Annotated in this window: 22 protein-coding genes; 12 read left to right on the plus strand and 10 right to left on the minus strand. The window is 39.7% G+C overall.

The features are described from left to right. A complete protein-coding gene (gene dnaA / locus AB3G38_RS00005) occupies positions 1–1,431 on the plus strand; it encodes a chromosomal replication initiator protein DnaA (RefSeq protein WP_068401097.1) in 1,431 nt (476 codons plus the stop codon). Positions 1,432–1,491: 60 nt separating this feature from the next. On the opposite strand, the gene AB3G38_RS00010 is transcribed toward dnaA, so the two are convergent. Further along, positions 1,492–3,441, minus strand: coding sequence for an SPFH domain-containing protein (locus tag AB3G38_RS00010; RefSeq protein WP_367866445.1), 1,950 nt, complete (start codon positions 3,439–3,441; stop codon positions 1,492–1,494). Between the two features lie 208 nt (positions 3,442–3,649). Between AB3G38_RS00010 and AB3G38_RS00015 the strand changes: the two genes are divergently transcribed. Then, positions 3,650–4,633: a 2-hydroxyacid dehydrogenase gene (locus AB3G38_RS00015; protein ID WP_367866446.1), complete on the plus strand. Its 984-nt coding sequence runs from the start codon at positions 3,650–3,652 to the stop codon at positions 4,631–4,633. 8 nt (positions 4,634–4,641) lie between these two features. Here the strand turns inward: AB3G38_RS00015 and AB3G38_RS00020 are convergent, their stop codons facing one another. After that, entirely contained in the window at positions 4,642–6,198 is a 1,557-nt protein-coding gene (locus AB3G38_RS00020; protein ID WP_367866447.1) for a YdiU family protein, read from the minus strand. Positions 6,199–6,490: 292 nt separating this feature from the next. On the opposite strand from AB3G38_RS00020, the gene AB3G38_RS00025 reads away from it, so the two are divergent. Continuing rightward, positions 6,491–7,084, plus strand: a complete 594-nt coding sequence (locus AB3G38_RS00025; protein WP_367866448.1) for an RNA polymerase sigma factor — start codon at positions 6,491–6,493, stop codon at positions 7,082–7,084. Between the two features lie 4 nt (positions 7,085–7,088). Here the strand turns inward: AB3G38_RS00025 and AB3G38_RS00030 are convergent, their stop codons facing one another. Then, complete coding sequence (locus AB3G38_RS00030) at positions 7,089–9,002, minus strand: alpha-L-fucosidase (RefSeq protein WP_367866449.1); 1,914 nt, start codon at positions 9,000–9,002, stop codon at positions 7,089–7,091. 158 nt (positions 9,003–9,160) lie between these two features. Here AB3G38_RS00030 and AB3G38_RS00035 point away from each other — a divergent pair, with 158 nt between their 5' ends. Beyond that, positions 9,161–9,901 (plus strand): DUF6515 family protein, encoded by a 741-nt coding sequence (locus AB3G38_RS00035; RefSeq protein ID WP_367866450.1) that lies wholly within the window; start codon positions 9,161–9,163, stop codon positions 9,899–9,901. Between the two features lie 8 nt (positions 9,902–9,909). On the opposite strand, the gene AB3G38_RS00040 is transcribed toward AB3G38_RS00035, so the two are convergent. After that, positions 9,910–10,764, minus strand: a complete 855-nt coding sequence (locus AB3G38_RS00040; RefSeq protein ID WP_367866451.1) for an alpha/beta fold hydrolase — start codon at positions 10,762–10,764, stop codon at positions 9,910–9,912. 94 nt (positions 10,765–10,858) lie between these two features. Here AB3G38_RS00040 and AB3G38_RS00045 point away from each other — a divergent pair, with 94 nt between their 5' ends. The 5 genes from AB3G38_RS00045 to cysM all read left to right on the plus strand — a co-directional run bounded on the left by AB3G38_RS00045 (position 10,859) and on the right by cysM (position 16,389). Then, entirely contained in the window at positions 10,859–12,769 is a 1,911-nt protein-coding gene (locus AB3G38_RS00045; protein WP_367866452.1) for an AAA domain-containing protein, read from the plus strand. Positions 12,770–12,972: 203 nt separating this feature from the next. After that, positions 12,973–13,683: a hypothetical protein gene (locus AB3G38_RS00050; RefSeq protein ID WP_367866453.1), complete on the plus strand. Its 711-nt coding sequence runs from the start codon at positions 12,973–12,975 to the stop codon at positions 13,681–13,683. Between the two features lie 167 nt (positions 13,684–13,850). Beyond that, a complete protein-coding gene (locus AB3G38_RS00055; protein WP_367866454.1) occupies positions 13,851–14,675 on the plus strand; it encodes a mechanosensitive ion channel family protein in 825 nt (274 codons plus the stop codon). A gap of 20 nt (positions 14,676–14,695) precedes the next feature. After that, a complete protein-coding gene (gene epsC, locus AB3G38_RS00060; protein WP_367866455.1) occupies positions 14,696–15,508 on the plus strand; it encodes a serine O-acetyltransferase EpsC in 813 nt (270 codons plus the stop codon). Between the two features lie 2 nt (positions 15,509–15,510). After that, positions 15,511–16,389: a cysteine synthase CysM gene (gene cysM, locus AB3G38_RS00065; protein WP_367866456.1), complete on the plus strand. Its 879-nt coding sequence runs from the start codon at positions 15,511–15,513 to the stop codon at positions 16,387–16,389. Between the two features lie 71 nt (positions 16,390–16,460). Here cysM and AB3G38_RS00070 read toward each other — a convergent pair whose 3' ends face one another. Beyond that, entirely contained in the window at positions 16,461–18,722 is a 2,262-nt protein-coding gene (locus tag AB3G38_RS00070) for an NADP-dependent malic enzyme (RefSeq protein WP_367866457.1), read from the minus strand. A 212-nt stretch (positions 18,723–18,934) separates the two neighbouring features. Here AB3G38_RS00070 and AB3G38_RS00075 point away from each other — a divergent pair, with 212 nt between their 5' ends. The 3 genes from AB3G38_RS00075 (at position 18,935) to AB3G38_RS00085 (ending at position 21,472) form a co-directional block, all read left to right on the plus strand. Beyond that, positions 18,935–20,023, plus strand: a complete 1,089-nt coding sequence (locus AB3G38_RS00075; protein ID WP_367866458.1) for an acyl-CoA desaturase — start codon at positions 18,935–18,937, stop codon at positions 20,021–20,023. Positions 20,024–20,053: 30 nt separating this feature from the next. Beyond that, the gene (locus AB3G38_RS00080; protein ID WP_367866459.1) at positions 20,054–20,515 is read left to right on the plus strand and encodes a DUF4268 domain-containing protein; all 462 of its coding nucleotides are present in this window, start codon (positions 20,054–20,056) and stop codon (positions 20,513–20,515) included. 81 nt (positions 20,516–20,596) lie between these two features. Further along, positions 20,597–21,472 (plus strand): PfkB family carbohydrate kinase, encoded by an 876-nt coding sequence (locus AB3G38_RS00085; protein ID WP_367866460.1) that lies wholly within the window; start codon positions 20,597–20,599, stop codon positions 21,470–21,472. A gap of 622 nt (positions 21,473–22,094) precedes the next feature. Here AB3G38_RS00085 and AB3G38_RS00090 read toward each other — a convergent pair. The 5 genes from AB3G38_RS00090 to AB3G38_RS00110 all read right to left on the minus strand — a co-directional run bounded on the left by AB3G38_RS00090 (position 22,095) and on the right by AB3G38_RS00110 (position 26,302). After that, complete coding sequence (locus tag AB3G38_RS00090) at positions 22,095–22,307, minus strand: hypothetical protein (RefSeq protein ID WP_367866461.1); 213 nt, start codon at positions 22,305–22,307, stop codon at positions 22,095–22,097. 742 nt (positions 22,308–23,049) lie between these two features. Next, the gene (locus tag AB3G38_RS00095; protein WP_367866462.1) at positions 23,050–23,559 is read right to left on the minus strand and encodes a DUF6705 family protein; all 510 of its coding nucleotides are present in this window, start codon (positions 23,557–23,559) and stop codon (positions 23,050–23,052) included. A gap of 138 nt (positions 23,560–23,697) precedes the next feature. Continuing rightward, on the minus strand, positions 23,698–24,507 hold the full coding sequence (locus AB3G38_RS00100) for a hypothetical protein (RefSeq protein ID WP_367866463.1): 810 nt from the start codon (positions 24,505–24,507) through the stop codon (positions 23,698–23,700). A gap of 680 nt (positions 24,508–25,187) precedes the next feature. Further along, entirely contained in the window at positions 25,188–25,781 is a 594-nt protein-coding gene (locus tag AB3G38_RS00105) for a hypothetical protein (RefSeq protein WP_367866464.1), read from the minus strand. A 167-nt stretch (positions 25,782–25,948) separates the two neighbouring features. Continuing rightward, positions 25,949–26,302 carry a hypothetical protein gene (locus AB3G38_RS00110; protein ID WP_367866465.1) on the minus strand — a complete coding sequence of 118 codons (354 nt, stop codon included), beginning with the start codon at positions 26,300–26,302 and terminating at the stop codon, positions 25,949–25,951. Positions 26,303–26,328 lie beyond the last annotated feature (26 nt).

A 26,328-nucleotide genomic window follows, 5' to 3' on the forward strand; every position in this document is an offset into this window, starting at 1 on the left:
ATGCAAAAAACTTGTACCGAAGTATGGAATAACTGTCTCCAGATTATTAAGGATAATATCCCGGTTCAAAGTTTTAAAACTTGGTTCGAACCGATTTCGGCACTAAAATTGGAAGGCAACATATTAACTGTACAAGTGCCAAGTTTATTCTTTTATGAATGGCTGGAAGAGCATTATGTTGGTTTATTGCGCAAGACAGTTAAACAGCAAATGGGAGAAGAAGGACGTTTAGAGTATAATATTGTGGTAGATAAATCGTCAAACAGCGGTTCACCATATACCACCAGCATGCCCTCAAACGGGAATGGGGCTGCTTCAAAAACACAATCAATGCCAGTTCCGGTATCAATCAATAAGGACATTAAAAACCCTTTTATTATACCAGGATTGAAGAAATTGAATGTTGATCCTCAATTGAATTCTCAATATACTTTTGAAAGTTATGTAGAAGGTGATTGTAACCGTTTAGCTCGTTCTGCTGGTTTTGCAGTAGCAGCAAAACCGGGTGCAACTTCATTTAACCCTTTAATGATCTATGGTGCTGTAGGATTGGGCAAGACCCACTTAGTACAGGCTATCGGTAATGAAATCAGACGTACTTTACCAGACAAACTGGTTATATATGTGTCTTGTGAGAAATTCTGTCAGCAGTTTGTAGAGTCTCTGAAGAACAATACCATCAATGACTTTGTGAATTTTTACCAGGCAATGGATGTAATTATCATGGATGATGTCCACAATTTTGCTGGAAAAGAGAAAACTCAGGATATTTTCTTCCATATTTTCAATCACTTACACCAATCTGGTAAACAAATTATTATTACTTCAGATAAAGCACCAAAAGACCTCTCGGGTGTCGAAGAACGCTTGTTAAGTCGTTTCAAATGGGGACTTTCAGCTGATTTACAGATTCCAGATCTGGAAACCAGGATTGCAATATTAAGAAAAAAGATGTACGCTGACGGGATTGAACTTCCTTCGGATGTAGTTGAATATGTAGCAAATAACATTGATAACAATGTACGTGAGCTGGAAGGAGCTATGGTTTCCTTGCTAGCGCAGTCTACGTTGAATAAAAAAGACATTGATCTTGGCTTAGCTAAATCAATGCTGAAAAACTTTATCAAAAACACTACGAAAGAGATTTCAATGGATTATATCCAGAAATTGGTTTGTGAGTATTTTGAAGTTCCTGTAGAGATGGTGAAATCACCTACCCGTAAGCGTGAAATTGTACAGGCACGCCAGATTTCGATGTATCTGTCGAAAAGCCTTACTAAATCTTCTTTGAAAAGTATTGGTGCGTTTTACGGAGGCAGAGATCACTCTACGGTGATTTATGCGTGTCAGACGGTTGAAGATCTGATTGATACAGATAAGAAATTCAAAGGATATGTAAATGATATTCAGAAAAAATTAAAGATGAGCTAGGTTAATCCTGGTTGAAATAGAAAAAGGCACCCATAAGGTGCCTTTTTTGTTTGTGCGCTGTTAAGGGGTTATGCGCGATGTAGCCGGATCAATGAGTTCAGCTACAATGACTTCCTTTCTCTTTTCAGGATCCATCATTTCCATGAGCTTTAGTCCTAAAAGCCCGTCCATCGCTGAACCACCATTATTTCCATTACCACCAATCAATACATCAGGTATAAGTTTGATCTTACCTTTTGATAGTTCTTCTGTAATCTTATAGCGGGTGAAGTTTTCCCCTCCTAAGGCTTTTACTGCCAGCTCATAAGCTTCTGCGGTAGACTTTCCAATCGCTAAGATTTTCCCGGCTTCTGCACCCCCGGTTAAAGAGATTAATTCAGCTTCTGCTGATGCTCTTAACTTAATAGCCTCTGAATCAGCTTGTGCTCTTGCTTTTGTGGCTTCTGCTTCTGCATGGGCGCGCATTTTAGTGGCCTCAGCCTCTGCGCCAACCGCTAATTTTACACCAGCTGCATCACCTTCAGATTTCTTAACGGTTGCGCTTGCAGTACGTTCGGCAATCTCTACGCTTTGCTGCGCTTTAACAATATCTTTTTGCATATCTGCAATGGCAGTTTCCTTTTCCATCCCCTGACGTGTCTCCTGAGCCTGTTTTTGCGTATTATAAGTGACTTTCTGCTCTTCGGCAATCTTCCGGTCAGTCAATGTTTTCATGAGTGATTCTGGTGGAACTATGTCTCCGATCAGCGTATCAACGGCGTTTACATTATACTCATCCAATACTTTACGAATATGTTCTCTTGCGGATTCCTGACGCTCTTTACGTGTGCTTAAGAAGGCAATCACATCGCTGTCCTGCGCTGAATTACGGAAATAGTTTCCAATAGTCGGCTCTAAAACCTGCGATACCAGGTTGACCATATTTCCGAAACGGGCAATAACTTTAGGCGCTTCTGTAGTTGGAACGTGGATAATCTGTGAGACATCAAGGTTAAACGGGAAGCCATCTTTTGAACGTACAGTGATCGTAGACAGGTTTTTATCTAAATTATGTGCTTCACTGCGGGCGCTTGCCCAGTTCAGTACCAGGTTAGTGGTTGGTACCAGTTCCACTTTCATGATGTATTTATTAATCGGGTATTTGCCGGGGCCTAATGGTTCCAGCCAAACGCCTTTAGAACCTTTTCCAACGATATTACCATGTTTGAAATCGCTTCCTGTCAGGTCATTTCCATCATTTCCGATGTAAGAAATCACCACTCCAACGTAACCTATAGCTATTTCCATCATCGGGATTTCTTCCATTTGTATCGCCCAGGGATTTAAGTTGTAAGAACCCGCAAGGATGACTTGTGGCTGTAAACCTCTGTTACCGCCGCTTTTAATGAAGTTATCAAAATTCTGGAAGTTGTTATGGCCATCTACCAGCTTACCAGCAATCTGGTTAGCCTCAATTGGTAAACCGTCCAGCGTAGTTACAATGCCGACCATACTTTCCTGGATACGGATCATATCGGTTACTGAAATCTGGAACAGCATTGTATTGATCCGGTAAGAGCCAGAGGTGATATAGGAGGCTTGACGGCCACGCTGCCCGCCATTTTCAAGAAATTTTACGGCATCCTGGTAGTTGTCAGATTCTACCCGGTGCCCAAGGATGTTTCCTGTGGGTATTTCAGCACCATCTTTAGCCATGATCAGGCCAATTTTTCCTTCGGGAATAATTGTGAATTGTTCCATAGTCACACTATATTGCCAAAACCACATCCCGAAATAAAGGCCCGGTGCAAGGGTCTTTCCCTGGAAGCCTGCTTCGCCTTTAATGGCTATAATGCGACCATCAGGAAGTTCTTTGTCTGAGCCGAAAAGAACGAATTTTTTAGTAATCAGTCCTACTTTATCTTCAGGGACGATCACCATTCCGAATAAAAACCGCAGGATATATTTGTATAATACAACACATAAAAGGGCTATTAGAACCCAGTAATAATTAGAAATGAGCGCTTCCATAATTGAAGTTTTTTTTATGCAAGGTATATTATTTTATCAAGCATTATCTGTAAACCAGATTATATTCTGATGTGTTTTTATGGGTAATATAATTTATTTAAGAGTAATTATTTGTGTTTTTATGTAAATTTTGTTGGATAGAACTAATAGCTTTAATTGAATTTTCTCCGGGTTTTAAAAACCTTATATTCAGCTTAAATTAATTTGTATGAAAGTAGCCGTTTTTAGTACGCAATCTTATGATAAACAGTATTTTAATCTCGTAAATGAAGATTTTAATCATGAGTTTATTTTCCTCGAACCATCTTTAAATGCAGATACGGCGATTTTAGCTGACGGATGCCGTGGCGTTTGCGTTTTTGTAAATGATAAAGTAGATGCTAAAACATTACAAATACTGCATCAGCATGGTACAGATACCATTGTATTGCGCTGTGCGGGCTTTAATCAGGTAGATCTTGATTTTGCTAAAGAATTAGGAATGAAGGTGTACAGAGTGCCTTCTTACTCACCTGAGGCCGTAGCAGAGCATGCAGTTGCAATGGTCATGACTTTGAACCGTAAAACGCACAAGGCCTATAACCGCGTAAGAGAGGGTAATTTTTCTTTAGAGCGGTTGATTGGTTTTAATCTGAACGGCAAAAAGGCTGGTATTATCGGATTGGGGCAAATCGGTCTTGCCTTTGCGAAAATAATGCAGGGTTTTGGTTGTGAAGTGATTGCATATGATCCTGTAGTGAAGACCGCACCTTCTTATATCAACCTTACAGATCTGGATACTTTAATGACAACGGCAGACCTGATCTCAATTCATTGCCCTTTAAATGAGCATACACACTATTTGATTAATAAACAACGCTTTGAGCAGATGAAAGTGGGAGTGATGCTGATCAATACCAGCAGAGGGGCAATTTTAGATACGCATGATGCAATTGAGGCGCTTAAGCAAGGCAAACTGGGGTACTTAGGGATTGATGTTTATGAACAGGAAGACAAGCTTTTCTTCCGGGATCTTTCAGAAAGCCTGATTGAGGATGAACAGATTCTCAGGTTGATGAGTTTCTCTAATGTACTGATTACTGCGCATCAGGGTTTCTTCACTACGGAGGCCCTGACCGAGATTGCACAAACTACTTTGCAGAACCTGAATGCTGCAGAATCAGGCCAGTCTACGGCAAATATACTGACCTGATTCCGGGCTTAAGAACTACAGGAGAGCGTGGAACTTCCGGGCTGGTCGTTTGCCCATTCCGGTCTTAATTTAAAGAATTCATCATGCGCCGCTGAATAAGGATTTCTGATCGCTTCCTGCAATTTTATAAAGAGGGTTTGTTCACCTTTTTCCAGTTCTTGTATGGCTTGAAGCAGCAAATAATTTCTTAAAATAAAGCGCGGGTTAGTTTTTCTCATTAGCTCTTTTGATGCTTCAGGTGAAATCTGGTTCTCGCTGATTCTCTTTTGGTAAGACTTTATGGTTTGGTAGAGTTCTTGTTGTGTGTCTTTGTTGGGAAGCTCATAAAATGAAGGTGAGAAATGTGCCGAAACTGACTCTTCAGTATTAGTTTGAGCAGGCAGTGAAATGAGCAGCTGATAGAAAATTGTCATATCAGCTTTGAGTAAATTCAAGGTCTTTTCAACCGCCTCGATGAGCCCCTGATCGGCTGCTTTAAACGCATCAAGACCAAGCTTGTCTGCCATCATAGCGTGGTACCTGGAGAAGTAAATTGTCTTGTAGTTTTCGAGTGCTGCTGACAGCTGTTCGGTTTCTTCAAACAGCGGGGCAATAGCACTGGCCAGGCAACCTAAATTCCAGTAGCCAATGGATGGCTGACGACCATAAGCGTATCGTCTGCCGGGAAGATCTGTGGTGTTTGGTGTGAATTCAGGATCATACTGATCCAGGAAAGAGAAAGGGCCGTAATCAATAGTCAGACCGAGGATTGACATATTATCGGTATTCATGACGCCATGAACAAAACCTACCCTGATCCATTCTACCATCAGGCTCGCTGTTTTCTCTACGACTTCTTCAAACCAGGCCAGCGTCTGGTTTTCTCCTGTCAGATGAGGGAAGAACCTGGCTATGGTCCATGTGGTGAGTTTTTGCAGCTGAGGAATTTCCTGCCTTGCAGCAAGCATCTCGAAATTTCCAAAGCGCAGGAAGCTTGGGGCTGTACGCATCACAATGGCTCCTTTTTCATAAGCAGCATTTCCATCGTAAAACAGATCCCGCATCACCTGGTCTCCGGTAGTGACCAGGGCCAGAGCTCTTGTAGTAGGGATGCCAAGATAGTGCATGGCCTCACTCATCAAATATTCGCGTACAGACGATCTGAGGACCGCTCTGCCGTCTCCTCTTCGGGAATATGGTGTTGGGCCGGCCCCTTTAAGCTGAAGCTCGTAAACGGCTTTATTTGAATTTTCCCATTCTCCCAGGGTAATTGCGCGTCCGTCTCCGAGCTGTCCTGCCCAGTTTCCAAACTGATGACCTGCATAACAGGCTGCATAAGGATACATGGAAGGGGTGATCAGGTTACCACCAAGGATGCTGATATCGTTTTCATCTGGTTTACCGATTTGAATTTCTTCAGCCAGTTCAGCAGACCACGCTATTAATTCAGGATTTTTAACTGGGGTAGGGATAGCTTTGCTATATAAAACGCCGGGAGTTTGTCTGGGTGGAAAGTTTCCGCTTTCATCACCATCAAATGTGGTGGTGAATTCATTTTTAAACGTTTTTGTACTTAAGTTTTCCATAAAATCCTGCTTCTTTTGAATTCACAAAGGTAGAGCCATTTGATGGGCTTTAATAAATCTTTCCATTTATTTTATACGCATTGTAAAGAGAAAATTTGTTACTGTGGTGAAGTTTTATTAACTTATACGTGTGTTACCAGGTGCCTGATTTATTGAATACAGCGTAAATTGTTTTTGTAAAACTAAAATTATCTCTTCGGAAAATGAACGGAATGAATGGTGATAATCTATTGCGATCCTTATTGGAAGAGGGTAAATTTAAATAATTACTCAGGTTAAATTAATTAATCCTATGAACAGAGCTTATAGTCAAAAAATAATGGTGGTCGCCAGCGAAGACAAAGTTTCTGTTCAGAAAGATTTTTTTGAAAGAGAAATGGTGCTGGAATTAAAAGCGCAAAACCAGCTGTCTTTTAACCGCTTGTATACGAATTATGCGTCTATGTTATTAGGCGTAATCTCCAAAATGGTTTCTTCCAGAGAAGTAGCTGAAGATATTTTGCAAGAGACTTTTATCAAGATCTGGAAGTCAATTGATCAATATGATGAGGAGAAGGGCAGATTATTTACATGGATGGCCTGTTTAGCACGCAATACCGCAAAAGACTACCTCAAAGGGAAAAATTTTGCAAAGAGTATCAGGAATGATGACATCGATAGTGTGTATTCCAAGGTTAATGATTTTCATTATTTTAGGTATAATACCGATGTCATCGGCTTGCGTGAGCTGATGGGCGTGCTATCAGATTCGCAGAAGCAAATTATTAACCTGGTCTATTTTCAGGGCTACACGCAGCTGGAAGTTGCTGATAAACTTCATATTCCTTTAGGCACCGTAAAATCAAAAATCAGGCAGGCTGTGAAAGAATTAAGGGGCTATTTTTAATGCGCTATTTGTAAACCTCCAGTTCTGCAATACGCATGACCCCATTTTCAGTGTTCTGTAATCTCAGGTATCTTGCTGTTGTTTTTCCTGTTAGTGTGATGCGTTGTAAAATAGGGTTAGCCTTGATATTTGAAAATTCTCCGGCTGCAATTTTCTGCCAGTTTTTACCATCTGCACTGCTGAACAGTTCATACTTTTCAATGGCTCCGTTTGCTGTTCCATCTTGTCCGGGTAAATAACCTACTGCCGAAAATGTCAGTGGTTTTCCAAAATCGACGTCAATGTAGTTACTGCTTTTCGTTTCGAAAAATGTAGATTGATCATTGTCTATGCTTTTTTTAAGCTCAAGCTGTGCTGTAACAGCTGATGCAGTTGCTTTCCAGTTTGTTTTGGTGTAAGCATCTTCCTGATTTTGACTGGTCGCTGGTTTGAGTTCTGGTTCCAGGTACAGACCAATTTCGCTCAATGCAATAGCTACAGGTGCATATACATGGATGCGGATCTTTGCAGTTTTTTCCGGTTGTGGCAAACGGATGATCCGGTTGGCGCCAATACTGGTTGCTTTCGCCAATTCTTCCCACCGTTTATTTTTGAAGACCTCCACTGTCACACTATCAATCCTTTGTCCGAGCTTAATATTTTCACGAAGCTGTACGATACTGAATTGTACGGGCTTTTTAAAATCAAGTTGTGCCCAGGCACTGTGAACGGCGTCATCTGTAGCCCAGTAGCTGTATCTGTCTGCATCAGTCAGGTTAACTGCGCCAAATTTACCAGGTTGTTTGTTTCGTGTGTCAGAGAGGCTTATTTTAGCTTCTTTAGCCAGGTTATGTGCGAATACCTGTTGCAGTAATTTCCCGAATGCAGCTAGTGTGCTGACGTCTTTTGGATGAAGAATTCCTTCGGTAGTTGGAGAAAGTCCAAGATCCAGCGCTCCGCCATGGCCAACTGATTTGCAGTAGATGTTAAATAATTCTGCTACAGTTTTAACCTTACTATCCTGATCCGCATGGTAAAACCATCCCGGGCGCAGGGATACATCGCCTTCAAATGGTATCCATTGTTTACCGCCCCTTGTACCGCTGCCAAGGTTAGAATCTTGCAGGAAACCAGGCATTGGTGGCTTATCTCCGTTTCCTTTCAGTGTAATCGTAGACCAGCTTGTTTCTGGCGCAATCCCTTTTTCATTGCCTACCCAGCGTACATCAAGACCTATATCACTGAAAATACTGGCATTGGGTTGTAGTTTTCTGGTAATTTCCCACGTATTCAGCCAGTCGTAATAAGTGGACTGATCTACTTGTCTTTTCTCGTTTTTTCCGCCATAAGAGCCATCACCGCCATTTGCGCCATCATGCCAGCTCATAAATAGATCGCCATAGTTGGTATAGAGTTCTTTAAGCTGATTGCGGTAGGTGGTAAGGTAGGCTGGTGTTCCATAATCCGGATTGTTGCGATCCCATGGGGAGCAATAAATTCCGAATTTCATTCCTGTTTGTTTTGCTGCCTGCTGAAATTCTCTGACCATATCACCTTTACCGTTCTTCCATGGGCTTTCGCTAATATTATAGGCAGCAGTTTTTGTTGGCCAGAGTGCAAAACCATCATGGTGTTTAGCCACGTATACAATTCCTTTAAAGCCCCCGGATTTAGCTGCACTTACGATTTGAACGGCACTGAATTTGGAAGGATTAAACAGAGCAGGGTCAGCATCTCCGTAACCCCATTCTTTGTTTTGAAAGGTGGTTGGGGTGAAATGAATGATACAATACATTTCTGTTTCCTGCCATTTAAGCTGTCTTTCTGTAGGAATAGCACCATAAGGCTGAGGTGCTCCAGCTAAGTGCTGGGCATAGGAACCTGTGGATAATAAAATGGCTGACAGGATTAAAATATGCTGTTTTGTAAATAATTTCATTTGTAATCAATTGATAAGCCTAAGATAGTATTCTTCTTTTTCTTTCCCTGGGTTTGTCACAGTTTTCTCACCTTTTAGTTAAATAATGGATTGTTCAGAATTTAAAATAATCCTTTTAGTTACTGCATAGTCATAATGCCAAATTGATTCATTTGATTATGAAAACTCTAAATCTTAAATCGTTACTATTTATAGTTGCCCTGCTGGTATTCAGCGGACTTACCACGAGTGTTTTTGCGCAAAGAGGTGGTCGTGGTGGCGGCGGCAGGTCTTTTCATGGGCCCTCAAGAGGCTCATTTGGCGGCGGCTCAGTGCATATCGGCGTTCGTACTGGTTATCGTACCGGTTATCATTACCGTCCGGGTGGCTGGGGCTTTAGAAGACCGTATTATGCTTACCACTCTTACCGCAGTTTTTACAGACCTTATGTAGGCTTTGGAATCAGCGTTCTTCCTTTTGGGTATTACCCGTTTTTTTATGGAAATAGCCAGTTTTATTATTCTGGTGGATTATTCTACAGACAGTATGATGATACTTATAAGGTGGTTGTTCCCCCGGTAGGAGCTTCGGTTCCTTCGCTTCCTTCAGATGCGCAGCAGGTGGTGATTAACGGACAAACTTATTATGAGTATAAAGGAGTGTATTACAGCGAATCTCAGGATCAGGATGGGAAAACGATTTATATCGTAGCGGGTAAAGATGGGGTACTGAATACAGCTAATGGAAATGATACGACAGACAATGGCCCGCAGATTGGCGATGTGGTGAATGAGCTGCCTGAAGGTTATAAAGAAGTAATGGTTAAAGGTAATAAATACTATGTTTCTGATTATGGAGTCTATTATGAACAGATTTTTGGTGAGGATGGAAAGGTTTCTTATAAAGTGATTGGGAAATAATTTATAAGCTAGGAGAAGTAATCTCTGATCAGATCATTAAGGAGTGGGGTATGCCTGATTAATTTTTCATGCCCTGCTCCTTTGTAGTTTTTGGACTTTATCCATGGCCGGTCTTTTAAAAAGGTATCCAGGTAAACTGAGCTGACTACAGTATCCTCTTCATCAAATGCAATCCAGTGGTTCAGGGTATGGTCAAAGTTATAATAGGTATCCAGATCGTAGTCGGAAGCTGGCCTGTTAAAAGTAGCCTGAAAAGAGGTGAAAAAGTTATCCTGCAGGTTTTGAGGAACATTTACGCTATTCAGCATATTGCAGAATAGTGCTTTCAGTTTGATAACTGGTGCGATACTGATTAATACATCAGGCTTGATTCCTGCTTGCTGGAGTGCAATTACATTGGCCATTGCGCCTAATGAATGTCCGATCACGGTAGATGGTGCCCCATATTGAGTAATAATCTTTTTAATAGCTTCTATATAAAGAATCAGGTTTGATAGTTCTGCTGGTGAACTTCCGTTTCCTGGCGCATCAAATGCAATAATTTCTACATCTTCCAGTTTGAGTAATTCTTCCAGCAGGGCAGAAAAATCTGCTGCTTTAGAACTCCATCCATGAGTAAGCAGTATTTTACGGCTGCCTGATCCCCATTTAAATCCATTAAAAACGAGTTCTTGTTTGGTGAAGTAGGCGTCTGTTACAGATAATTGAAAGTTTTCAGCTGTATCTAACAGTTCCTGCTGTGCTAATCTTAATGGGATCTTTGGGGCATAACAGATCAATTTCCAGAGTAGATCATCAATTGCTGAGCTTTCCAGCTGGCTCAGATCTTTTGCTTGCTGATAGATTTGTCTGTAGTTCTTCATTATAGATTGATAGATTGCCGGCAATATAGGGCTTCTATTTCAGGAGCTTTTCAAGTGAATGTCAAAATTGAGGTAAACTGCTACCTTTGCAGCAATGGAATATTTCAAAAAACTGCTCGATTTACTCAAAACTGAACGTGAAGAAGATCAAAATGCTTATCTGAAATTAACGGAATCTTCTTCTGTAGCGGATCGCCGGGCAAACGGTTTAACATGGTACCCGGTTGCGATCAGGGGTTCTGAGATGAGCCGTGGTGATTATCTGACGGTAGAGATGGAACGGACTTCTCATCTTGATATCAGTCATCAGCTTAGGTTTGGAGCATCGGTAGTGTTGTTTTCTAATCATGATCCAAAGGTTGACCGGGTAGAGGGGGTGGTTTCTCATCAGTCTGGTCAGAAAATAAAAGTCACTTTACGTACGGATGAATTGCCTGATTGGTGCCGTGATGGTAAGCTGGGGCTTGATGTACTTTTTGATAACAATAGTTATGATGAAATGCAAAATGCGCTTAAGGCGGCTGGTTCTCCTTTTGAGAAGGAGCAGGATGGACGACTGGTCAGGATTTTGACGGGTGAGTTGTCTCCTTCGTTCAATAATCAGCTTCCTTTGTATCGTATTCCTTCCTTAAATGAAGTTCAGCAGACTGCGGTTGATCAGATTTTGCGTGCAACTGACCTGGCAATTGTTCACGGGCCTCCTGGAACGGGTAAAACAACTACGCTTGTTCAGGCGATAAAGGCATTGATTAAGCAGGATCATCAGCAGATTTTAGTCGTTGCTCCAAGTAATACCGCAGTCGATTTATTGAGTGAGAAACTGGCTGATGAAGGGCTGAATGTATTGCGTGTAGGAAATCCGGCAAGGGTTTCGGAGCGGCTGACGGCTTTAACGCTGGATAGTAAAATGTCTGAGCATAGCAGCATGAAGGAAATGAAAAACCTGAAGAAGCAGGCTAATGAGTATAAGAATCTTGCGCATAAGTATAAGCGGAATTTTGGTAAGGCGGAGCAGGAACAGCGGAAGGCTTTGTTTAGTGAGGCGCATAAGATTATGAAAGAGGTGGGCAATACCGAGCAATATATTATTGATGATCTGGTAACAAAGGCCCAGGTGATTACGGCAACTTTAGTGGGGTCTAATCATTATACGGTCAGAAATCGTCATTTTCATACCGTAGTTATTGATGAGGCTGGACAGGCGCTTGAACCTGCTTGCTGGATACCTGTTCTGAAGGCTGAAAAGGTGATTTTTGCGGGAGATCATTGCCAGTTGTCGCCTACGGTAAAGTCTGATGTGGCTGCGAAAAATGGGTTGAGCACTACTTTATTAGAGAAGTGCGTGAGTTTACATCCTGAAGCGGTAGTGCTGTTAGAGGAGCAGTACCGGATGAATGAACAGATCATGGGGTATTCTTCCAGGGTTTTTTATGAGGATAAGATGAAGGCTCATGTTTCTGTAGCTACGCGGGTTTTAATGGATGGGGAAGCGCCCGTTGAATTTGTAGATACGGCGGGTTGTGGTTTTGAGGAGAAGCTGGAGGGAACGAGTACGACGAATTCTGAGGAAGGAGTGTTTTTGATGAAGCATTTGACGCAGCTGGTAAATAAGGTGAAGGATAGTGGAGTGGCGCTGGCCGGTTTTCCGTCTATTGCTGTGATTTCACCTTATAAGCAGCAGGTGTATTTATTAAAGGAGCTTTTACTGAATACACCGGAGCTAATGGTTTATGCGGATAAGATAGCTGTGAATACGATTGATAGTTTTCAGGGGCAGGAAAGGGATATAGTATATATAGGGTTAACAAGGAGTAATAGTGAAGGGGTAATCGGGTTTTTGGCTGACGTAAGAAGGATGAATGTTGCGATAACCAGGGCAAAGAAGAAGTTAGTCGTGATCGGGGACAGTGCGACGCTCTCCAGGTCGGAGTTTTATAATGGATTTATCGGGTATGTGGAAGGGTTTGGAGGATATAAGAGTGCGTGGGAGTTTGTGGAGGGGTAATCGCTTTTGAAAGGCGGAAGTGAGGCATAGAGCGTTAGGGGCTTGTTTTAAGGGAGTTATTATTGTTTTATTGTCAGGAAAGGATAATTTTTTTTTAGGTATTTCTTTTTATTGCCTTTTATAATTCCATATATTAGATCTTATGGTTTGGTAATCAGTGTTTTGTTTGAGAAGATAAACCAAAGCCCTGAAAATATATATGTATGGGATTATTTGATTTTTTAAATACCAATGAGAATGACGCTGATAAGCGTGGAGACGATCATTCTTCTTATTCCAGGGGTACGGATATGGGATTCGTAGAAAATCTTGTTAATTTATTTGCAACTAAACCTGCAGTATTAAGGGCCTATTTTGGTTTGTTGTATGATGAGGAAAAGGATGATAATGACCTGTTTTTGGCAATAGCGCATCTGGGAGATGGACAAGGGCTGAAGAAGATGACGCATTATATCAAAAAGACATTTATGCCGGATATCCCCATGTTTTATACCTCAACGCTTGATCAACCGGAATTACTGGATTTTATTGAGGGGAGCAACTTTCCGTTTTATGTAAAGGACAAGCCTCAGTCACTGAATGTTTTGGTGATGAAACAGTGGTTTGATCCTTCTTATAAGAAAAGCTTCGTGGAGAAGATCAAGGTTTCAAAAGTCACTTCTCTTTTTAAGGATTTTAATCCGCTGAGTAAAGGGATCGATTTTCAGACTTTTGTAAGGGATGGCAAAGAGTTTATACCTTTGTTCTCCACTAAAGACATGGTATTCAAGAGCGGAATGACGGAAGTGCCAAGCGATCTGACAGTAGCGGAATTCGACTGGCGAAGTATCGATGAAGCAATTGACGGGAGTTTGAAATCGCATTTTTTTGTCCTCAATCCGGGAACTTCTTTCGAAGTAGAATTTATTACTTAAAGGGATTTTATTGCCTGTCTGACGTTCTGATGATACCTTTTCGTTTTGAACAAAAAAATAGATATGTATCTTTAAAAAATATTAGAGTCTGCTTAAAGTTTAGCTGCTAAATTTTAAATAGACTCTTTTTTTTAATCTCCTCTAATCAACATTACGTTTACTGACAAATGAATAGAATTGAAAGATATGCAGAAATGTTTTCTGAAAAGGTAATCGGCGCGCTGCCAAACTTTATTCTTGCTGTAGTTACTCTTTTGGCTGGTATATGGCTGATCAAATGGTTTCTCGGCTTTATCCACCGGCACTTTCAACGGAAAACTGTTGATATTTCTTTGAGTGAGTTTCTAACCAGTATTATCAGGGTTGTGCTCTATGTTTTACTGGTTATTTCCTGTGCTTCAATGATCGGAATACAAACGAGTTCTTTTGTTGCAGTACTGGCTTCAGGCGGTTTGGCTGTGGGGCTGGCATTACAAGGAAGTCTTTCTAATTTTGCAGGCGGGGTTCTGATTTTGCTTTTCAAGCCTTTCAAGGTTGGACATACGATCAGTTCTGCGAATAATGTCTCCGGAACAGTATTGAAGATTGATATTTTATATACGACTTTGCAAGCTGGTAATGGTACAACGATTTATGCACCTAATGGCCCGCTGGCAAATGCTGTAATCAATAATACATCCGATAATGAACTCCGCCAGACAGAATATAAAATAAGTATTTCATTTGATACGAATATTGATAGTGCACGCCAGGTGATAATGGCTGTGCTGGAGAGTGATCCGCTAGTTCATCAAAGTCCTAAGCCCGCAGTGCTGGTGTCTTCATTGGAGGATAATGCGGTAGTATTATTAGTGAGGGCATGGGTGGCAAATGGAGATTTTAATTCTGTTTATCATGCTAACTATCAAAAAATCAAAGAGGCTTTAGAAAAGAATCAAATTATTTTATCAAAAAAAGCTGAGGTATATGTGATGACAAATCGCGTATCTTAAACATTTAAAATCCACCTATAATGAACGAAGAATTTTATCTTCATGTCTATAACAGACAAAGCCAGATTGAAGCTATACCATCCAACCTTGAAATCGCAGAATGGGCTGTAAGTCTGTTAAATTTAGTTTATCCGGAACGATTAACCAATCCTGCATATACTTTAGAAGAAATTAAGGGTTATTTTAGTCATTCTGAGCAAGAGCTACTTCATATTTTACAGAAAACAAAGGCCTGTACAGCCTGCAATCACCATATCATTGCGGAGACATTTTATAACGAGCTTCCGGAGTTATTCCGTCAGATGAATACAGATGTTACAGCCACGCTGAGTGGTGACCCGGCTGCACGAAGTGAATTTGAAATTATCAGAACTTATCCTGGTTTTCTTGCGATATCAATTTATAGAATTGCACATAAGTTATTGAAAATGGGTATCCCGCTAATTCCAAGGGTACTGACTGAATATGCACATTCGGCAACGGGTATTGATATTCACCCGGGAGCTGAAATCGGAGAATATTTATTTATAGATCATGGTACTGGTTTGGTGATCGGGGAAACAACGAAAATTGGTAACCATGTGAAATTATACCAGAATGTTACACTTGGGGCACTCAGCGTGGAGAAGTTCATGGCGAATACTAAAAGACATCCTACAATCGGGGATCATGTGATTATTTATTCGGGTGCAACCATTCTGGGCGGGGATACGGTAATTGGAGCGCATAGTGTGATCGGAGGAAATGTATGGCTCACTAAGAGTGTGCCGCCAAATTCAACGGTATATCATCAGTCGGCCATGAAAGTGATAGAAACAAAAAGCAAAATTTAAGCATGGGAACGTTAATAGATTGCATAGGAAATACGCCTTTAGTAGAAATTACAAAGCTAAACCCGAATCCGGCAGTCCGGATTTTCGCGAAACTGGAAGGAAATAATCCTGGCGGAAGTGTAAAAGACAGAGCTGCTTTAAATATGATCCGTAGTGCGATGGAACGCGGTGAAGTCACGAAAGATACAAAATTAGTGGAAGCGACCAGTGGGAATACAGGTATTGCACTGGCCATGATCGCTTCTATTTATGGGCTGGATATTGAATTGGTGATGCCTTCGAACTCGACCAGGGAACGTACCCTGACTATGGAAGCTTTCGGCGCAAAAGTTACTTTGCTGGAATCCATTGAAAAGTGCAGGGATTATGCGGAGGAAAAGGGTGTTACACCAGGTTATTTCCTGTTAAATCAATTTGCAAATCCTGATAATTATCTGGCACATTATAAAACAACAGGCCCCGAGATATGGAAGGATACTGAACACCAGATTACGCATTTTGTAAGTTCTATGGGAACTACAGGTAGTATAATGGGGAATTCTATGTATTTAAAGGAGAAGAATCCGGAAATTCAGATTATAGGCTGTCAGCCAACCGAGGAGTCTTCCATCCCTGGTATCAGAAGATGGCCAAAGGAATATCTGCCTGAAATATTTGATGCGTCAAGGGTAGACAGGGTAATGGATGTTTCGCAGGATGAGGCTTCGGAGTATACCCGGCAAATGGCGAAAGCGGAAGGTATCTTTGCTGGAATGAGCAGCGGTGGTGCTTTGGCCTGTGCACTTAGACTGGCTTCGGAGCTAACTTCAGGAGTGATCGTTTTTATCGCCTGCGACAGGGGAGACCGCTACCTGAGCAGCGATTTGTTTTTAAGCAAATAACCTGATATAGTTCAAAGAAAAAGCCTCAGCCGATTTTTGATCGGCTGAGGCTTTTATATTAGTGATAGTTTTTATTGTGCGTCTACTACAGCAATTGTAATCATATTTACAATCTCTCTAACAGAACTGTCCATTTGTAAAACGTGTACTGGTTTGTTCAGCCCTAATAGAATAGGGCCTACTGCTTCTACATTTCCTAGTTCCTGCAATAATTTGTAGGCAACGTTTCCTGATTCCAGGTTAGGAAAGATTAAAGTGTTTGCAGGAATTCCTTTTAAGCTGGAAAACGGATAGTTACTTTGCAGCAATTCTGCGTTCATCGCAAAGTTAGCCTGCATTTCTCCGTCAACAATCATATCAGGATATTTTTCTTTCAGCATTGCAGTCGCAATTCTCATCTTATCAGGAACAGGACCGGTATTAGATCCGAAGTTTGAGTAAGATAGTAAAGCGATACGTGGTGTGACATTAAATTCTTTGATAGTTTCGTTGATCATTCCGGTAATATCTACCATATCCTGTGCTGTAGGATCAGGATTTACAGTGGTATCTCCTAAAAATACAGGCCCTTTTTTAGTCAGCATCATATACATACCCGCGATTTTTTTAACGCCGGGTTTAGTACCGATAACCTGTAATGCAGGTTTCAAAGTCGATTTGTAGTTTTTAGTCAAACCAGAAATCAATGCATCAGCCTGTCCGAATTCTACCATACTTGCACCATAATAGTTACGGTCACGTACCAGTTTCTTCGCTTCATATAAAGTAATACCGCGTCTCTGACGTCTTTGGAAAAGGTGATCTGCAAACTGATCAGATTCCTCTGTTCCCTGCCATGGGTCGATGATTTCAACTTCGCCGAATTCAATTCCGTGTTCCAGGATGATCTTCTGGATTTTAGCCACATTTCCTAACAGAATAGGAGTTGCAATACCTTCGTCCTTAACAATCTGTGCAGCTTTTAATATTTTATAGTTATCAGCTTCAGCAAATACTACACGTTTAGGGGCAGATTTTGCTTTGCTGGCAAGGTTTCTAAGAATTTTATCATCAGCACCTAATCTGACTTGCAATTCTTCCTGGTAAGCGTTCCAGTCTGTAATGTGTTTACGGGCAACACCAGATTCCATCGCCGCTTTGGCAACAGCAGTAGAAACAATACCAATCAATCTTGAATCAATAGGTTTTGGAATGATATAGTCTTTTCCGAACTTCAGGTTTTTAGCTTTGTAGGCAAGATGTACAATTTCTGGTACAGGAAGTTTAGTCAGTTCAGCAATTGCGCGCACAGCAGCAAGCTTCATTTCTTCATTAATCGATGTAGCACGTACATCAAGGGCGCCACGGAAGATATACGGGAATCCCAATACATTATTCACCTGGTTAGGGAAATCAGAACGTCCGGTTGCCATAATGATATCTTTACGGCTATTGATCGCAAGATCATAAGCAATTTCAGGATCAGGGTTAGCTAATGCAAATACGATCGGATTTTTGGCCATAGACTGTACCATATCTACCGAAACTACATTGGCTGCTGAAAGACCCAAAAATACATCTGCACCTTTCATCGCTTCAGCTAAAGTACTGATGTCTTTTCTTGGTGTCGCGAATTCCATACGCATTGGATCAAGGTCGGTACGGTCAGCATTCACAATGCCATCCTTATCGAATACCAGCATGTTTTCCTTTTTGACGCCTAATTTAAGGTATAGTTTGATACAGGATACTGCCGCTGCACCGGCTCCGCTCACTACAAGCTTTATTTTCTCTATTTTTTTATTTTGCAATTCACAGGCATTCAATAAAGCCGCACTGGTAATAATTGCTGTTCCATGCTGATCATCGTGCATGACCGGGATATTCATTTCTTCTTTTAAGCGCCGCTCGATTTCAAAACACATCGGCGCTGCAATATCTTCCAGATTTACCCCTCCAAAAGTTGGTTCCAGGGCTTTAACTACATTTACAAATTCATCAGCAGTAGTCGCATTGATCTCTAAATCGAAAACATCGATGTCAGCAAAGATTTTAAATAACAATCCTTTACCTTCCATTACTGGTTTACTCGCTGCCGGGCCGATATTTCCTAAACCTAATACTGCCGTTCCATTGCTGATTACCGCTACTAAATTACCTTTAGCTGTATACTTATATACGTCTTCAGGGTTTCTGTATATTTCCATACAGGGTTCCGCTACTCCAGGTGAATAGGCAAGTGCTAAATCTCGTTGTGAATTTGTTGGCTTGGAAGGTACGACTTCAATCTTACCTGGCCGGCCATCAGCGTGATAAGCTAATGCGTCCTGTTTACGGTTTGTTGCTTTGTTCATCTTGTGTGTGTATCCTTGATCTTTGTTATGCTCAGGGGAGCAGATTACTCCAAAAGCTAATAAGTGGTCGAAAGTAGGTATATGTTTAAAATAATACTAGAAAATAATGGTGAAATTACCTGAAAGTGACCGTTAGATGTAAGAATTTTTTATATAGTAGCTGATTTGTGAAAAATCTGACGTACTTTCACGGGAAAAACTAATTGTAGCCTATGGCATTTTTGAGTATAGTATTGGATCCGCCAGCTTATGGATGGGCCGATGCTAAGGGTAATTTATCGAAGCCGACGACTCGTCAGTTGTTGCAGGAATTTTTTAAACGTCTGAATATTTTTAAAAGTAAGAAAAACTGGCTTCCATTTATGAGCTGGTCAAAGGTTGTCATTTCTATACCTTTTCTTTACTTTTTTATCTTCGAATATTTTAGCTGGAGCTTATTAATCGTTGCCTTCTTATATAGTATGATTATCATGGGTACGCATGGTACGATATGGCATCACCGGTTTTGTACGCACAATGCTTATGCTTTTAAAAACAGATTCTGGCGCTTTTTTACGCAGAACCTGACTATATCTATGATCCCGGAAGAAATCTACGTGGTTTCACATCATGTGCATCATGCGAAGTCTGATATGCCTGGTGATCCTTATAATGCTTCCGGCGGATTTTTATACTGCTTTTTAGCGGATGTGAATCATCAGCCGATAGCGAAAGATTTGTGCGAAAGAGATTATCACCGCGCGGCAAGATTAATGAAGCATACGGGTATTCAGCCAAATACATATGCTCAATATTTGAAATGGGGCTCTATAGCTAATCCGGCAAGAACAGTTCTTGCCTGGGCTTTAAACTGGGGTTTCTGGTATGGAGTATTATTTTTAATTGGTGGTCATGGATTAGCTTGTACTGTTTTTGGTGCTGCAGGGATCTGGGCAGTAGGCGTTAGAACTTTCAATTATGAAGGACATGGCAAAGGAAAAGACATGCGCAGAGATAATTATGATTTCTCACGCGAGGATATGTCTATTAACCAGCTTTGGCCGGGAATAGTTGCCGGAGAATGGCATAATAATCACCATTTATATCCAAAGAGTGCAAGAACGGGATTTTTACCTCACCAGGTAGATATTGCCTGGTATTACATTCGTTTTATGTATGCGATCGGAACTGTTAAATCTTTCAGAGATTCCAAGACGGACTTTTTAGATACGCATTACAATAAAGTAGCGCTGATTGAAGATGAACAGACTCTTCGTTTACAGGAAAAAAAGATGTTAATCCTGCAAAAAAATAAAGGATAATTTACTGCTAAAAGGATAATATAGAATTTAATGTATTCTAAGGATCAGGTTTCAAAATTGAAACAGGCTTTCTGGACGGCTTTTGGCCAGTATATTGCCCCCCAGCTATCTGCTGAGGGAATGCGGATCAACTGGATAAATTATAAGACAGGAATTAAGCACCTGAATTTTAAATTGCACGCAGACAACAAGTCTGCGTTTATTGCAATTGAGCTTTCTCATCCCGATACAGGGGTTCAGGAACTCTTATTTGAACAATTTAAGGAATTCAGGAATATCCTGAAAGGTTATTTAAACGAGGATTGGGAGTGGGAACAGCAATTGCTGGATGAAAATTATAAGCCTGTAAGCAGGATTTATAAAACCTTACCTGACGTCAGTATCTTTAAGGAAGAAGACTGGCCTGAAATCATCTCTTTTCTTAAGCCAAGACTTATCGCACTTGATGAATTCTGGTGTGATGCTTCACACAGTTTTGAGCTGTTTAAATAAAATTTACCCGTTCCAATTAAATCATTTGATACATTTGTGGCTTGTTAGCGGTTCAGCTGATCAGGATTATTATAAATGTATATGTACGATATTTGTTGTGTAGGTCATATTACGCTAGACAGAGTGGTTACGCCAACTACTGAAAAACATATGGCGGGAGGAACATCATTTTATTTTTCTAATGCAATCCGCAGCATGGGGATTAACTATGGCCTGGTTACGGCGATAGCACAAAGTGAGATGGGTTTTGTATTGGATTTGCGTACAAAAGGTACAGATGTTATCGTTTTTCCGAGTGCAAAAACCGTTTATTTCGAGAATATCTACGCTGGAAATCTGGATCACCGGACGCAAAGGGTATTGCAGGAGTCTGATCCTTTTACTGTGGAGCAGTTTAAGGCTGTTGACGCTAAAATTTTCCATTTGGGGCCATTACTATCAAATGATATTTCTGTGGAGCTGATCAGAGAGTTAGCGGGCAGGAGCAGGGTTTCATTAGATGTTCAGGGATATTTGCGTGAAGTTAAGGGACAAAGTGTTTGTGCGGTGGATTGGAAGGATAAAAAGCAAGCGCTTCAGTATGTACATACGGTAAAGGCTGATGAAGCTGAACTGGAAGTATTGACGGGAGTTGTGGGGATTCAGGAGGGAGTGAAGATTTTAACGGACTGGGGTGTTCAGGAAGTTGTAATTACCAGGGCTAGTTTAGGTTCTGTGATTTATGGAGATGGTGTATTTTATGATATTCCTGCCTTCAGACCGGTAGCTGAAGTAGATGCGACAGGATGTGGCGATACTTATATGGCAGGTTATTTATCTCAAAGAGTAAAAGGTGTTGGTATACAGGATGCGGGTGAGTTCGGTGCTGCTATGGCCAGCTTAAAAATGGAATCTTACGGACCTTTTGATGGTACTGAGGATGACATCATTCAATTGTTAGCCACAAATAGGGGCTAAATTCAAATTTTTAATGTTCGTTTCCTGATTGCAGCGCATGATTTGTCGTTGATTCGTCATAGAAATGTTTTATTTAAAATAATCGTTAGTGTAATTTGTACACTATATAAAAGTTGTATATATTTGTATCAGAAAATAAGCAGTAAATATTTTCCGGATCAAGGATGAGTCATTAGAAATGACAGCAACACTACCGGAATTTTAAAGAGAAAACCCGTTCATACAGGTTTATATTTGGTTAGAATAGGGATGTGTCTGGATGGAACAACCCTTTCTTTTTTTTAAGACCTTTTGTAATTAATATACTCTTTTCCGAAGCTTAAAGTTTAATATCTCCCCTCTGTATATCTTAGTTTCCCCCTTGTAAAATATCAACATATAACACCTTTTCAATATCCAAAATTTGTTTCTATCTTATATTTAAGGGTTAGGTGCAAATTCTGGATATTGATTGGATCAAGTCATAAACTTTTGGATCAGGGATTAAATTTCAAGTTTTGGGTTTGATATTTTTTGAGTTCAAAGTAGCTGGTTACGATTCTTTAATCAGCTGATTACTTCCTGATTTTATAGTTCAATTTATCCTTATTAAACGCTCCTGATTACTTTGATAAGAGATCGGTCAACGCTTCAGCGGAATTCTCAGGGGGATGAAAGACCCTGTTTTTTCCAGGCTGACTACTTTGACAAAAATTCTCTGATGCCTTTGGGTTTCCATTGCTTGTTTCCTTTTGCCCGGTACAGAACTTTTGAAACAACCTGTACGCCAAACTGCTGCTTTAAAAATGAAATCGTCCAGGATTCCCTTTGAAATTTTACCCGTTAAACTTCCCATAATAAATAAATATGTTTCCACCAATGTAAACTATTCGCGTTAAAGATTATCCTGATGCGTAAAAAATGTCCGTAATTGTCCGCAGCTGTCTGCAATTGTCCGCAGTTGTCCGTGGGTTAGTTAAAGGGAAAATTATAATTTCATTAATCTTCAACTAGTTATGGTTTGGTTGTGCCTGAGTGATGGTCGGGATGACACCAGGTTGAGAACGGGCTGTAAGCATGTCGAGTCCATGTTGTTTCAACTAGTTGTTTTGACTTGGACTTGCCATGCTCTCACGTTACTTTAGCATTGCTCTTACCCTAACGAGTACTCAGGCAATACTCAGGCAGTACCCGGCCGATATAGCTTTATGATTTAGCTATTTTGAATTTATTTACGAACAGCCCGGCCTTGTTTCTCCTGAGTCATTCCCATGCAAATTGAAAGCTTTCAGCGCAACTTCCAGAGGCTTAAGAGCATCCGTGACAGCAAAGACTTTCTGTTTAGCGTGTCAAAATTTATGCTTAAAAAAGAGCCTGCTCCACAAGTTTATAACTTGATCCAACTTCAGTATCTCCCTCTTTATATCTTAATTTCCCCCTTGTAAAATATCAACATATAACACCTCTTCAATATCCAAAATTTGTTTCTATCTTAAGAGGTAGGTGCAAATTCTGGATATTGATTTGAGTTTGTTTTTGGCTATAATCTTGTGAATATTACTTGTAAATTATAAAATGGAATAGTTACTCTAATCCTATTATTCACGTCTAAACACCATCTCGTTAGGGTAACCTTTGCCTGGTTTTTCATTCACATAAATTCGTTCGGATAATTGAAGTACAGCAGTCATCGTATTTAAATCAGAACTTGGTATAAATTCATATTTGAACGATTGGCTTGTTTGCCCATCCCTAATCCACCCGGTTAAATTACCTTCCAAATCATTCACTCCAATAATCATAGAACTTTTTCCACACTCATATTTAAGGTGAGCATCCTTAATAGTATTTTCTATCACCTGATCTCCTTTTTTATATAAAATATATCCGACTAAAGCATCAGCCGTCATATTCATAGGTAGTTTAATGTTTTCAAAATTAAATTGTATTTTAATTGTATCAATACCTTGTGTAGACACCCAAATTCCTGTAAATTTTTTCAACCTGGGATTTGGGAAATTATCTCCGGACTTAGGGAAATTTTGTGCATATGTTAGATTAACATTAAAAATGCCAAATAATAAGATGATATAGAATGTATATTTCATAGGTTTTATTATTAATATGGATTATTTACAATATTACCTTGATCATTAATTTTTCTGGTCCCAAGTCACTGTATCTGTTTTTTTGCAAAATGTTGAGCTGACGATTTGTAGGATTAATGGCGTTGAGAATGCCATTAATTAATGTAAGCTCTTCGCTCGTTTCATATAGCCATCTATATATCCAGAAACACTATGAATCATTGTTTGGAAGATGTTTTCTTCAGTAATGACCTCATTGTTTTTACTGATAATGTTTTTGTTGAATGCACGAACAATATGCCCCGTAGAGTCTCTTAGACTATCGTTTTCTTTATCAAAATCCAAAATGATTACCGGATCTTTAGTTGATTGTTTTACAAGATTCTCATACAAATTACTGAAAGAAACATCAGTAACTAAGCCCACAGTTTGACTTCCTATTCCAATATAAGAAAACGTTTTGGCTGCATAAGAAGCTGCTGCACCAGCAGCAAATACTGATCCTAATAAAGGCCCTGTTGAGCCTAATGTAAATGCACCATCCAAATATCTTTTACCATAGCCTTTACGCTCAGTATAGAAGTTCTTTCCTTCGCTAAAATGCGCTTTATTATAGGATCTAATGTTATAAATTAGGTTGTTAAAATTACGTATGCCTTGCGGGAATAAGGATTGTAGCCCATTTACGTTCATTAAGTTTTGGTGATGAGTAGGAGAATTCTCTATTTTCAGTTTACCAAAAACTTCCTCTATTCTGCCATCAGACCTTGTCGTTTCACCACTCCGTATTCTACCTTGTTGACCATTAGCAGTTACAGTATCTATAAACCTGCATTGATGTGTTTGGGTTATTATAATACGCCCTTGTTCTATAAATTTAATCCATATCCCGTTAAATTGAAGAGAACTGGTATTTGCTCCGTCTCCAGATAACAGAATATTGTGAGATTTTATATGCCATGTTTTCATAACTGTACATTTAAGAACCTAATAAGGTAGATTATAAAGGAAATGAAGAGTATATACGCGATCATTCCGAAGAATCCAGCCCTTTTATTTCCCTCTTTGAAATATCTAAAGGTTGTAACTCCAAATAAAAATGTAATGGCTATAAATATTAATCCAATTATTACACCCTGACGTTGATGGCTATAATATGCTATAAAAGGTAATACCCATAAAATAACCAAAAATGGTTTAACAATCTTATCAGATTTGTATTTCTTGTTCGTTAGCATGAGGAAAGCAGGTAAATGTATATCTATCTATCAAATATAAATAACGAATCAATATAGTTGGTTTTATTTTAATAGATTTTATCCATTGGTTAAATCTTAATATGTTTTTGATCAGGATACAGTGGTATTACATCTATTTATGTAGTAGCTGTAATTGAAATAATTGCCTTGTTCATGGTTTAAAAGGTCAAACCACATCTACCATAATTACTAGTAAATGAAAAAGTGCCACTTGAGTAACTCTAGTCGTTAGTGCGTAGGAGCCTGTGAGGAATTTTGTGTAAATGGTTGGCGTGACTTTTTTCTTACTTACACAAAAATTCAGATACTACAAAAAAAGACGCCATCACTGGCGTCTTTTTAACAATTTTTTTCAGATCAGCACATTAACCACCTGATCCTATCTTCAAATTATTTATCTTCTTTGAACATTTTAGTCAGACCTTGTTCAATTTTAACAACGTCTGCTTCAATAATCTTTTTAACTTTTGGAGTTACAGCTTCATTAACCAGAGCTTCGATGCGGATTATATCTGATTCATTTTTAAGTTTTATATCGAATCTGTTATCGCCAAATTTAAACTGAGCAGCAAGCTCCTCTATGTTTTTATCTGTTGTTTTTATAAATTCATAGCTATCACTTAGTTCATTAAATGATTCTTTAACTGCTTGAAATATAAAATCTGTTTCAATAGTCAGGTCATTTACAATGATAGTAGTAGCCTGTAATGATTTTTTTAATGCTGCATCACCTTTAGCGCTGTCTTCTATGTCTTGCAGAGTTTCTAATAGATCTTCACTAAATAATATTTCTTTTTTATCAGTGATGAAAATTGTAGCGATATCTTCAGTGCTATCAAATAATTGTTTAATGTGAATTGAATCATTCCCATCTTTTATAATTGAAACGCTTTGTGATTGCTCTTCAACTTTAGAATCTGCGATCGCATTCTTAATTACATTTACAATATGTTTCAGGACTGGGTACTGTGTAGTTTCGCTCATCGTTTCGTGTGTTTTTTTGCAAAGATAACTAAAGGAGAAAATATTCTTAATGTTTGAGATACATTTTCCTCAGTAATTTTTCGACAATTATATAATAAAAAGAGTTGTAGCTAAATATACGTTTAGTCTATAAATACTCACCTCGTCAAATCTGAAAAAGATCGGGCTTATTCCAGCCAGGGTTCTAAAAACTCAACTGCTTGATCAGTGATTTTGTAAGGCAGGAAGCAAGACCCTTCAGTATCAGTGTCTGTACCACTAAACTTAGCGATCAGCACATGAGTGGGCTCTGGATATTGTTGATTCGTAACAGTGGCCTCATAAACGATTGAATAAGCTGTAATCGTTCCCGCAGATAACCTGCTTATGAAATCAAGCTGTATCTGATCTACCAGTATACTTGCAAGCGGGAGGTCTTCAGTATCGTCTTTGCTCAATCTTTGCATGGTTTTCCCTTCCTGATCGACACAAACACCAATAGGGTAGAACTCGCCTTGCTCTTCCAGAAGAGCTTTCGCCATGGAATAGCTGTAATTTAACAGATTAA

This window comes from Pedobacter sp. WC2423 (genome assembly GCF_040822065.1).
Lineage (GTDB): Bacteria > Bacteroidota > Bacteroidia > Sphingobacteriales > Sphingobacteriaceae > Pedobacter.